The 9,363-nt window shown below is 75.3% G+C and carries 12 protein-coding genes; 6 read left to right on the plus strand and 6 right to left on the minus strand.

Annotated elements, in window-relative coordinates:
• Positions 1–39 precede the first annotated feature (39 nt).
• Entirely contained in the window at positions 40–381 is a 342-nt protein-coding gene (locus tag IF30_RS0109815; protein ID WP_030234917.1) for a hypothetical protein, read from the plus strand.
• An 82-nt stretch (positions 382–463) separates the two neighbouring features.
• On the opposite strand, the gene IF30_RS0109820 is transcribed toward IF30_RS0109815, so the two are convergent.
• Positions 464–883 (minus strand): ATP-binding protein, encoded by a 420-nt coding sequence (locus IF30_RS0109820; protein WP_030234919.1) that lies wholly within the window; start codon positions 881–883, stop codon positions 464–466.
• 227 nt (positions 884–1,110) lie between these two features.
• On the opposite strand from IF30_RS0109820, the gene IF30_RS0109825 reads away from it, so the two are divergent.
• The 4 genes from IF30_RS0109825 (at position 1,111) to IF30_RS0109840 (ending at position 3,248) form a co-directional block, all read left to right on the plus strand.
• Complete coding sequence (locus IF30_RS0109825) at positions 1,111–1,410, plus strand: WhiB family transcriptional regulator (protein WP_030234922.1); 300 nt, start codon at positions 1,111–1,113, stop codon at positions 1,408–1,410.
• A gap of 78 nt (positions 1,411–1,488) precedes the next feature.
• On the plus strand, positions 1,489–2,397 hold the full coding sequence (locus IF30_RS0109830; protein WP_051709640.1) for a LysR family transcriptional regulator: 909 nt from the start codon (positions 1,489–1,491) through the stop codon (positions 2,395–2,397).
• A 98-nt stretch (positions 2,398–2,495) separates the two neighbouring features.
• Positions 2,496–2,678, plus strand: a complete 183-nt coding sequence (gene dmpI / locus IF30_RS0109835; protein WP_030234927.1) for a 4-oxalocrotonate tautomerase DmpI — start codon at positions 2,496–2,498, stop codon at positions 2,676–2,678.
• A 195-nt stretch (positions 2,679–2,873) separates the two neighbouring features.
• Complete coding sequence (locus IF30_RS0109840; protein ID WP_158834894.1) at positions 2,874–3,248, plus strand: hypothetical protein; 375 nt, start codon at positions 2,874–2,876, stop codon at positions 3,246–3,248.
• 96 nt (positions 3,249–3,344) lie between these two features.
• On the opposite strand, the gene IF30_RS0109845 is transcribed toward IF30_RS0109840, so the two are convergent.
• Together IF30_RS0109845 and IF30_RS0109850 are read right to left on the minus strand one after the other, a co-directional pair.
• The gene (locus IF30_RS0109845) at positions 3,345–3,863 is read right to left on the minus strand and encodes a DUF1360 domain-containing protein (RefSeq protein ID WP_037899446.1); all 519 of its coding nucleotides are present in this window, start codon (positions 3,861–3,863) and stop codon (positions 3,345–3,347) included.
• Positions 3,864–3,944: 81 nt separating this feature from the next.
• Positions 3,945–5,732, minus strand: a complete 1,788-nt coding sequence (locus IF30_RS0109850) for a thiamine pyrophosphate-requiring protein (RefSeq protein WP_030234938.1) — start codon at positions 5,730–5,732, stop codon at positions 3,945–3,947.
• A gap of 477 nt (positions 5,733–6,209) precedes the next feature.
• On the opposite strand from IF30_RS0109850, the gene IF30_RS0109860 reads away from it, so the two are divergent.
• Positions 6,210–6,941 carry a phosphatase PAP2 family protein gene (locus IF30_RS0109860; RefSeq protein WP_051709643.1) on the plus strand — a complete coding sequence of 244 codons (732 nt, stop codon included), beginning with the start codon at positions 6,210–6,212 and terminating at the stop codon, positions 6,939–6,941.
• Between the two features lie 74 nt (positions 6,942–7,015).
• On the opposite strand, the gene IF30_RS0109865 is transcribed toward IF30_RS0109860, so the two are convergent.
• The 3 genes from IF30_RS0109865 to IF30_RS0109875 all read right to left on the minus strand — a co-directional run bounded on the left by IF30_RS0109865 (position 7,016) and on the right by IF30_RS0109875 (position 9,352).
• Positions 7,016–7,909, minus strand: coding sequence for an SDR family oxidoreductase (locus IF30_RS0109865; protein WP_030234943.1), 894 nt, complete (start codon positions 7,907–7,909; stop codon positions 7,016–7,018).
• A 165-nt stretch (positions 7,910–8,074) separates the two neighbouring features.
• Positions 8,075–8,617 carry a DUF6328 family protein gene (locus IF30_RS0109870; protein ID WP_051709646.1) on the minus strand — a complete coding sequence of 181 codons (543 nt, stop codon included), beginning with the start codon at positions 8,615–8,617 and terminating at the stop codon, positions 8,075–8,077.
• Positions 8,618–8,737: 120 nt separating this feature from the next.
• Positions 8,738–9,352 (minus strand): CinA family protein, encoded by a 615-nt coding sequence (locus tag IF30_RS0109875; protein WP_078891265.1) that lies wholly within the window; start codon positions 9,350–9,352, stop codon positions 8,738–8,740.
• Positions 9,353–9,363 lie beyond the last annotated feature (11 nt).

Consider the following 9,363-nt stretch of genomic DNA (forward strand, 5'->3'; position numbering starts at 1 on the left):
GCGGGTGCAGCGGCGCGCTCCCGGGGCCACGTTGAAGAGATGGACACCGTCATCGTGCTCGAACCGGATACGCCGACCAACGTCCGGCTGCTCGGCCCCGACCGCACACCGGCAGACCCCGAGAACCCGGTGCGCCGCGCACACACCGCGCCCGCGGAGCCCTCCGGCGCCTGCGGCCCCCTCACCCTGTGCGGGTTGGACACCTCCGACATGACCCTCGCGCCGCACCGGTCCACCGACCCCGGCCACCCGCGGCCCCCCTGGCAGACGTGCAGCACCTGCCGCACCGCCGAACAGCGTGCCGCGCCTCGCGCCCCCGAACCGGCGGCCGCGGACAGCACCGAGGACGACACCGCCCCCGCAGGGCACTCCGCCTCCTGACGCACCGACCTGCGGCGCGGCCCTACGGGGCCGGGCCGCTGGTCCGGGCCGTCAGGTCGGGCCGCTGGTCCGGGCCGCCGGGTCAGGCCGTCGGCTCGGGCCCGTCCACCGGCGGGTGGAAGCAAGCGGTGACGGTCTTGCCGTCCCCCTGCAGCCGGGTGTGCCAGTGGTCGGCCAGCGCGTCGACCAGCGCCAGGCCCCGCCCGCCGACCGCGTCGGGCCCGGCAGCGCGGGGCTGCGGGAGCCGGGGGCTGTGGTCGTGGACGCTCAGGTGGAGACAGCTTCCGTCCCACGTGAGCACCAACTCGGCGTCGCTGCGGGCGTGGACGTGGGCGTTGGTGATCAGTTCGGACACCGCCAGGACCACCGCGTCCGCAGCCGCCGGTGCGTCGCGGTTCCAGCCCAGGGTCTCGAGGTGCTCCTTGGCCCACTTCCGTCCGGCGCGGATCCCCGCGCCGACCGGAAGTCGCCGGGCCCATCCCACTCCGCGGATCTTCGACATGCAGCCCTCCCTTCAGGTACGAGCAGCGGTCGCCTGCCCGCATCCTGAGCCCGCATGCGGCACCCGCCGCCCGCACGGGCTCGCCCCCGGACCGCACCGGGCCCCCGACGGGCCGCATCCGCCCTGGTGGCCGGGGCCGAAGGGGGCGGCGGCGGGGCGGCATGAACCCGGCCCATCACGGTTAGACGAAGGCACGGAATCGACCACCTCGTTCGGAAGGCGTCGCCGTGACCGACATATCCCGCCTCCCCGGAGCCCAGACGCACCACTGGAACTGGCAGTTGGAGGGAGCCTGCCGCACCGTCGACAGCAGCATCTTCTTCCACCCCTCCAACGAGCGCGGCAGCGCCGCGAAGGCACGCGAGGAGGCGGCGAAGTCCGTCTGCGCCCGCTGCCCCGTCCGCCGGGAGTGCCGCAGCCACGCCCTCACCACCCGGGAGCCGTACGGCGTGTGGGGCGGTCTCAGCGAGGATGACCGCCGGGCCCTGCTCACCCCCTCGCCGGCCCGGTCCCTGTCGGCCGCTTAGGACTCCCACCGGCGGCCCGGCGCACCCCATGGCCTGCGATCATGGACCCGTCGGCCTGTCGAGCAGGGGGTGGATCGGATGGAACTTCGGCAGCTGCGCTGCTTCGTGGCCGTCGCCGAGGAACTGCACTTCGGCCGGGCCGCCGAGAAGCTGCTGCTCGGCCAGCCCGCCGTGAGTCAGCAAGTGCGGCGGCTGGAGAGGGAGTTGAAGGTCCAGCTGTTCGACCGCTCGCCCCGGCACGTCCGGTTGACGCCGGCCGGCCGGCGCTTCCTCACCGCCGCCGGGGACGTCCTGGCGGCGGAGGACGCGGCCCGCGCCCTCGCCGCCGACCTGGCTGCCGAGCCGGCCGCGGCCGCCGTGCTCCGGCTCGGCACCATCACCGGGCTCGGCGAGAGGCTCGACCTGATCCTGGACACGTACCAGCGGCGCGCCCCCGGCGTACGCGTCGAACTCCACTCCGCCCCGGTCCGGGAACGGCTCGCCCGGCTGACGGACGGGCGCCTCGACGCCGCGTTCGTGCGCGGCGCCGTCGTCGGCAGCGGCGCCGAACTCCGCTTCCTGCCCGTCCGGCAGGACGAGTTGGTCCTCGCACTGCCCGCCCGGCACGCCCTCGCCGACCAGCCCGAGGTCGACCTCGCCGACCTCGCCGGCCTGCCGCTGCGGCTGACCGAACGCCGCAACCACCCGGCGCTGGTGGACCTGGTGACGGAAGCCTGCGCGCAGGCCGGCTTCCAGCCGATCCTCAGCCCGGCGCTCGGCACCCTGCAGGACACCCTCGCCTCGATCGGCACCGGAGCCCCCATGTGGACGGTGGTGTACGCCGCCAACGCCCGGATGACGCACACCCCGCGGGTCGCGTTCCGCCCCTGCCGCACCGCGCTGGCCCTGCCGACCTCGATCGCCGTGCGGCGCTCCGCCCCGCTCCCCCGGCTGCTCCTGGCAGCCTGCCGCCGGACGCCCCCGGCCTGGAACGATCAGGATTCGTGATCGCTGGGAGAGCGAATCGGGTCTGGGTGCGCGCGGCCGGATCGGGTGGACTGGTCCCAGCCGGAAAGCCCGGCGGAAGAACCGGTCAGGAGCCGAAGATGCCGATCGTCACCATTCAGCAGGGCCCGCGCGGGGTCGAGCAGAAGCGCGAACTCGTCAAGAAGGTCACCGAGGCCTTCGTGGAGGCGCTGGAGGTGCCCGCGGAGAGCGTGTTCGTGTGGATCCAGGAGTACCCGGCGGAGAACTGGGGCGCCGCCGGCAAGCTCACCGCCGACCGGTAGCCGACCCCGGAGCCGACCGGTCCTGCCGCCCGCCGGCAGACGCCCCACCGGGACACCGGTTTGGTCCGGCCCGGAGCGGAAAAACGAGGTTGGCACTCGTCGACGAACGGAAGGCAGGTCATCATGACTCTCCCCGACGGTTCCACCGGGACGTCCACTCGTGCCGGAGCCGGCCGGTCCCAGGCCCACGAGGCGGTGGGAATCCCCTTGCTCGACGCCAAGGCCGGGCTGCGCAGGACCGCTCAGGCCATCGGCGCGCAGCTCGGTGACGCCCACGCGGGCGAGGCCCGCAGCCGGGTCCGTGCGTGCGCGACGGCCGCCGCCACCCAGGCACGGCGCGCCGGCGGCCGGACCGAGGCCTTGGCGCGGAGGGGGCTGGCCGGGGCCGTGAAGAGCGCGCGCTCGGCGGTCGGTTCGGTTCGGCACGAGGCGGGGGGCCACGGCACCACGCTGGTCGTGGCGACGCGGCCCGGCGCGGAGCGGGGCCTGCGGGTCGGTGCCGGGGTCGCGGTGGTGGCCCTGGCGGGAGGCACGCTCGCGACGGTCCTGTGGCGCCGGCGACGCAGCTGATCGCGGGGCCGCCCAGGGTGACGGGCTCGAACCGGTGAAGGTGCCGCGTTCGAGCCCGTCACTCGCGTTCCGGGGCCGCCGGGGGCACAGCGTCCGTCAGGACGTCCCCTCCGCGGCGTCCTGGGCGGCCGCGTGGGCGTACTGCAGGAAGTCGGCGACGCTCAGGGCGGCCAGGGTGGCGGTGGCGAGCCTGGTGGCGCGCGGCGCGAACACGGAGCCGACGGTGCAGGCGGTGGCGATCCACAGGCTGGTGCAGAACGGGCAGGTGACCAGTTCGCCGATGGCCTTGCGCGCGCCCGTGCCGCGGACCTCCTCGTCCAGTTCGGCGGGGCCGGAGGTGCCCTTGAACCGGGTGAACGGGGCCCGCAGGGGGCTGGTGACGGGGTCCTTGGTGATCAGGCGGGAAAGCTGATGGGTGGCCAGCGCCGTCAGCGTGACGTCCCACGGGCCCGGGCGCGGCAACTCCCGGCGGGCGGCCCGGGCGAGCGCGGCCGCGCCGAGGACGGCACCGGAGTAGGCGGCCATCAGGCCGGTGTAGCCGGCGAGCGGACGGTCGTCGTCGCCGCTGTAGGTACGGGCTTCGCGGCGCAGCAGTTCGCGCAGGGGTGTGATCATGTCTCCTCCTCCGGGTGCGGCACCGGCGGCCGCCCCGCGAGCGGGCCCGGGCCCGGCCGCGGGGCGGTCGCCGGACCTCGCTCAGTTCCCGCCGTGGCCGGGCAGGAACTCCTGCACCTTGGCCTTGACGCCCTGGCGCACCACCGAGCCGCGGTCGCTGTCGCCCTTCAGCACGGACAGCGCGGCCGCCTTGATCTGGTCCCACGAGGCGTGCGGCGGGATCGGCGGCACTGCCGGATCGGTCCGGAAGTCGATGACGAACGGCCGGTCCGCCGCCAGCGCCTGACGCCACACCGGTTCCACGTCCTCGGGGCGCTCGACCCGGGCGCCGTACAGGCCGAACAGGGTCGCGACGTCGGCGTAGCGGATGTCGGGCAGGCTCTGCGAGGGCTCGAACTGCGGGGCCCCCTGCATCGCGCGCATCTCCCAGGTGACCTGGTTCAGGTCGTGGTTGTTCAGCACCGCGACGATCAGGCGGGGGTCGGACCACTCGTGGTGGTACTTGGCGGCGGTGATCAGCTCGGCGAGGCCGTTCATCTGCATCGCGCCGTCGCCGACGATGGCGATCGCGGGCCGGTCGGGGTGGGCGAACTTGGCGCCGATCGCGTACGGCACGCCGGGGCCCATGGTGGCCAGGGTGCCGGACAGCGAGCCGCGGATCGCGCCGCGGAAGCGCAGGTGGCGGGCGTACCAGTTGGCGGCGGAGCCGGAGTCCGCGGCGAGGATCGCGTTGTCGGGCAGCAGCGCGTCCAGGGTGTGGACCACGTACTCGGGGTTGATCGGATCGGCGCTCACCTCGGCGCGCCGCCGCATGACCTCCCACCAGCGGGCGGCGTTGTCCTCCACCGTCTTGCGCCAGGCGCCGTCCGTCTTCTGCTCCAGCAGCGGGATCAGCCGCCGCAGCGCCTCGCCGGCGTCGCCGACGAGGTTGACCTCGAACGGGTAGCGCAGCCCGATCATGGCGGGGTCGAGGTCGATCTGCACCGCCCTGGCCTTGCCGAACTCGGGCAGGAACTGGGTGTACGGGAAGCTGGATCCCACCACCAGGAGGGTGTCGCAGTCGCGCATCAGCTCGTACGAGGCGCGGGTGCCGAGCAGGCCGATCGCGCCGGTGACGTACGGCAGGGTGTCCGGCAGCGCGTCCTTGCCCAGCAGCGCCTTCGCCACACCGGCCCCGAGCAGGTCGGCGACCCGCTCCACCTCGGCCCGGGCGTGCCGGGCGCCCTGGCCCACCAGGATGGCCACCTTCTCGCCCGCGTTCAGGACCTCCGCCGCCCGGGCCAGGTCGTCCTGGGCCGGCACGGGCGCGTAGTGCGGGACGCCGAGGCTGGAGGGGACCTGCTTGAACGCGTGCGCCGGCGGCTCGTAGTCGAGTTCCTGGACGTCCGCCGGGATGATCACCGCCGTCACCGTCCGACGGGTGGCGGCGATGCGCATGGCGCGGTCCAGCACGTTGGGCAGCTGCGCGGGGACGGTGACCATCTCGCAGTACTCCGAGGCCACGTCCTTGTAGAGGCTGAGGAGGTCGACTTCCTGCTGGTAGGAGCCGCCCATGGCGGTGCGGTCGGTCTGGCCGACGATCGCCACCACCGGGACGTGGTCGAGCTTGGCGTCGTACAGGCCGTTGAGCAGGTGGATCGCGCCCGGTCCGGAGGTCGCCGCGCACACCCCGGTGCGGCCGGAGAACTTGGCGTAGCCGACCGCTTCGAACGCGGCCATCTCCTCGTGCCTGGCCTGGACGAAGACCGGGCGGTTTTCGGCCCGGCCCCAGGCCGCGAGCAGCCCGTTGATGCCGTCGCCGGGGTAGGCGAAGACGTGCTCGACCTCCCAGTCACGCAGTCGTTCGAGCACATAGTCGGAAACCTTCATTACCAGCTCCTCCACCACGCGGCACTGACAAGCGTCCTGACGGCCCCGGACACTGATCCGGGCCACAGGCGCGGCTAACCGCTGCGGGCCCGATCAAACGCGTCGCCGTCCGCCGCGTGCCACCGTGCGCACGTCCTGTAGTCGTCCCCGCGGTCGTGGAAGGGGTCGTCCCCGCGGTCGTCCCCGCGGCCGTGGTGGCGGCCGTCGTGGCGGCCGTCGTGGCGGCCGTCGTGGCGGCCGTCGTGGCGGCCGTGGCGTGGCTGCGGGCCACCGGGCGGCCCGCCGTCCGAGCATGGGAGCGGCACGCCCCCGCGACCCGTCGAGGGGCTCGGCCGGAACCAGTCCCCCGAGAAAGGCGCCGAACGCCATGGGCCACCCGTCGAACCGGGCCGTCGATCCGTCCGGCCCGCGGCCGCGACCGGGCGCGCTCCGCACCCCGACCACCGCCTCCGGCCCGGCGGCCGGCCCGTGGCACCAGTGGCTCGCGGCGTAGCCGGCCCGGCGCGCGGGTGGCCGGCCGCCGCCGTCGCGGCCGGGTTGCTGTTCACCGCCCTCGCCGTGCTGCTGGGCACCCGCGGCTGGGCACCGTTCGGCTTCGAGCGGGCGGCGGTCGACTGGAGCGCGGCCCACCGGCCGCCGGCCGCCCGGACGGCCGCCGTGGCCGTCACGTCGCTGGGCTCCGGCGTGGCGCCCTACCTCCTGGCCCTGGCCGCCGGCTACGTCACCGTGCGGGCCCGGCCCGCCGCGCGCCCACCGGGCCGGGCCGTCCCGGTGCTGCTGGCCCCCGTGCTCTGGCTCGTCGCGGGCCAGCTCCTGCGCCTGGGGCTGGTGCACGCCTTCGCGCGCCCCAGGCCGCCGCGGGCGTCATGGGGGACGACCGCCGCCGGATTCTCCTTCCCGTCCGGGCACGCCTTCACCTCGGCGGTCTGCGCCGGCCTGCTCGCCGTCTGCGTCGCCCGCGCCCGCCCGTCGGTGGGCCGGGTCACCGGCGGCGCCGTCACCACCGGCGCCGTCACGGTCGCCGCCGTGTTCGCGGTCTCGGTCGGCCTCAGCCGGGTCTACCTCGGCGTGCACTGGCCGCTGGACGTCCTCGGGGGCTGGCTGCTCGCCGCGATGTGGCTGGCCATCGGCACGGCGGTCCTTCGCCTGCCCGGCCGTACGGCCGCACGGCGGGGCGCACGGCCGCCCGTGAAACCGCCCGGTGCGTAGCCACCGGGGTCTCCGCGGCCGCCGCCCGCACGGGCCGGCGCGTGCGGAGGCGCGGCGCCCGGGAGGTGGGCAGGTCAGGGCAGGGGGGTGCCGCCGGTCGCGTTGAGGATCTCGGCGGTGATGTAGGAGGACTCCTGGGAGGCGAGGAACACGTAGGCGGGCGCCATCTCGGCGGGCTGGGCGGCGCGGCCCAGCGGGGACTGCTCACCGAAGTGCGCGACCTTCTCGTCGTCCATGGTGGCCGGGATCAGCGGTGTCCACACCGGCCCCGGCGCGACGGCGTTGACGCGGATGCCGTCGGGCGCGAGCTGCAGCGCGAGCCCCTGGGTGAAGGCGACGATCGCGGCCTTGGTCATCGCGTAGTCCAGCAGGTGGGGGCTGGGCTTGTAGGCCTGGACGGAGGCGGTGTTGATGATCGAGGCACCGGGGCGCAGGTGGGGCAGGGCGGCGCGGGTGGTCCAGAACATGCCGTACAGGTTGGTCCTCATGACCCGGTCGAACTGCTCGGTGCTGATCGCGGCGAGGCCGTCGGGTCGGGACATCTGGTAGGCGGCGTTGTTGACGAGGATGTCGAGGCGGCCGAACGTCCCGGTGCAGCGGGCGACGAGATCGGTGCAGAAGTCCTCGTCGCGCAGGTCGCCGGCGACGGCGACGGCACGCCGGCCTGCGCCGACGACCAGGCGGGCGGTCTCGTCGGCGTCGGCCTGCTCCTCGGGCAGGTGGCAGAAGGCGACGTCCGCGCCCTCGCGGGCGAAGGCGAGGGCGACGGCCCGTCCGATGCCGGAGTCGCCGCCGGTGATCAGCGCGACGCGCCCGGTCAGGCGGCCGGTGCCGCGGTAGCCGGTCTCGCCGTGGTCGGGTTCCGGCCGCATGGCCGCGTCGCTGCCGGGGTGCGGCTGGGACTGCTCGGGGAACGGCGGCTGGGGGTGCTGGTTTGTCGGGTCCTGCGGGGTGTGCTGGTCACTCATCACGGCGGGTGGTGCTCCTTTCGGGTTCCGGGGCCGGGGCGACCGGTGCGGCGGCCGGGTTCCCGGGGCGAGTCTGGTGCGGGTCGCCGCCGTCCGCCGCGCGGGCTGCTGCACGCGGGTGGTCGACCCGCGCCGGGCCGGACACGGGGCCGTGGCCGCGCCGCGTCAGCGCGTGCCGCCTCCGGCCCGCGGGCCCTGGGGGCCGGATCCGCTGCCCGTACGGGAGCCGCGCCTCAGGACGTACCGGGGAAGGACCAGCCAGCCGACGGCGAACCACAGCGCGGCCGCCCCGGTCAGGACCCAGGCGGCGGCGGACAGGTCGGTGGCGGTGCGCAGCAGGAGCAGCAGGGCGGCGGTGATGGTGAGGGCGAGCAGGACGAGTCCGGCGGCGATGAGGCGGCCGGCCACGTGGATGAGTTCGGGCTTCATGCCGTGGCCGGACAGGAGGCGGTGGAAGGCGACGGGTGCGATGAGGGTGCCGGTGGCGAGGGCGCCGAGGAAGACGGTCGCGACGTAGAGGTGCTGGTCGAAGGTGGGGAGGCCGCGGTACCGGGGGGTGAAGACGACGCTGAGCAGGAACCCGAAGAGGATCTGGGCGCCGGTCTGGCAGACGCGGACTTCCTGCAGCATCTCGTTCCACAGCCGGTCGGCGCGTTCCTCCGGGGTTTCGTCGCGGCCGGGGGCGGGGCGGTCTGGCTGTGGGGGCATGCGTCGGCTGCTCCTGGGGTCGAAGGCCCGGGCACCGCCGGTGGTTCGGGTGGCGACGGCTCGGGCGCGGGGCCGGATACCAGTGTGGGCACCGCCGGAGGGGGTGCGCCACCGACGCCGTCACGGGGGGCGGGCCGCGTTGCCGGGCCGGAGGAGGTCGTGGAGGAGTTGCAGGGCTGCGACGACGGTGTCGTCCTGGATGGTTTCGCGCCGGTCGGTGCGCGGGCGCGGTTCGGCTGTCGCCGTGGTGTGCGGGCCGGCGAGGGCGATGTAGACGGTGCCCACCGGCCGGCCGTCCTGCGGGGCGGGGCCGGCGACACCGGTCGTGGCGAGGGCGTAGGTGGCGCCGGTGATGCTGCGGATCCCTTGGGCCATCTGGGCGGCGACCTCCGGGTGGACGGGCCCCTCTTCGGCGAGCAGCGTCGCGTCGACGTGCAGGAGGGTGCTCTTCAGGTCGGTGGCGTAGGCGACGACACCGCCGAGGAACGCCCGCCCCGCGCCGGGGGCGTCCGCGAGGACGGTGGCCAGTCGGCCTCCGGTCAGTGATTCGGCGACGGCGACGGTGTGGTCGGCGGCCGTCAGAGCGGCGGTGATCTGCCGGGCCAGGACCCCGGTCCGATCGAGCCCCGCCCGGGCGGGCCCGGCCTCGTCCGCGCGGCGTGCCCCGTGGTGCCGTGCCGGGGCGGGGCCCTGGTCGGGGTCCGGGTTGCGGGCGGGGTCCGGGTGGGGCGGCATGGGTTTTCGGC

It is taken from the genome of Streptomyces sp. NRRL S-350 (genome assembly GCF_000719705.1).
Lineage (GTDB): Bacteria > Actinomycetota > Actinomycetes > Streptomycetales > Streptomycetaceae > Kitasatospora.

Excerpts from the sequence above, each read along its gene's own strand:
- IF30_RS0109815 (WP_030234917.1), top strand. The coding sequence starts at position 40 with ATGGACACCGTCATCGTGCTCGAACCGGATACGCCGACCAACGTCCGG.
- IF30_RS0109820 (WP_030234919.1), bottom strand. The coding sequence starts at position 883 with ATGTCGAAGATCCGCGGAGTGGGATGGGCCCGGCGACTTCCGGTCGGC.
- IF30_RS0109830 (WP_051709640.1), top strand. The coding sequence starts at position 1,489 with ATGGAACTTCGGCAGCTGCGCTGCTTCGTGGCCGTCGCCGAGGAACTG.
- dmpI (WP_030234927.1), top strand. The coding sequence starts at position 2,496 with ATGCCGATCGTCACCATTCAGCAGGGCCCGCGCGGGGTCGAGCAGAAG.
- IF30_RS0109845 (WP_037899446.1), bottom strand. The coding sequence starts at position 3,863 with ATGATCACACCCCTGCGCGAACTGCTGCGCCGCGAAGCCCGTACCTAC.
- IF30_RS0109850 (WP_030234938.1), bottom strand. The coding sequence starts at position 5,732 with ATGAAGGTTTCCGACTATGTGCTCGAACGACTGCGTGACTGGGAGGTC.
- IF30_RS0109865 (WP_030234943.1), bottom strand. The coding sequence starts at position 7,909 with ATGAGTGACCAGCACACCCCGCAGGACCCGACAAACCAGCACCCCCAG.
- IF30_RS0109870 (WP_051709646.1), bottom strand. The coding sequence starts at position 8,617 with ATGCCCCCACAGCCAGACCGCCCCGCCCCCGGCCGCGACGAAACCCCG.
- IF30_RS0109875 (WP_078891265.1), bottom strand. The coding sequence starts at position 9,352 with ATGCCGCCCCACCCGGACCCCGCCCGCAACCCGGACCCCGACCAGGGC.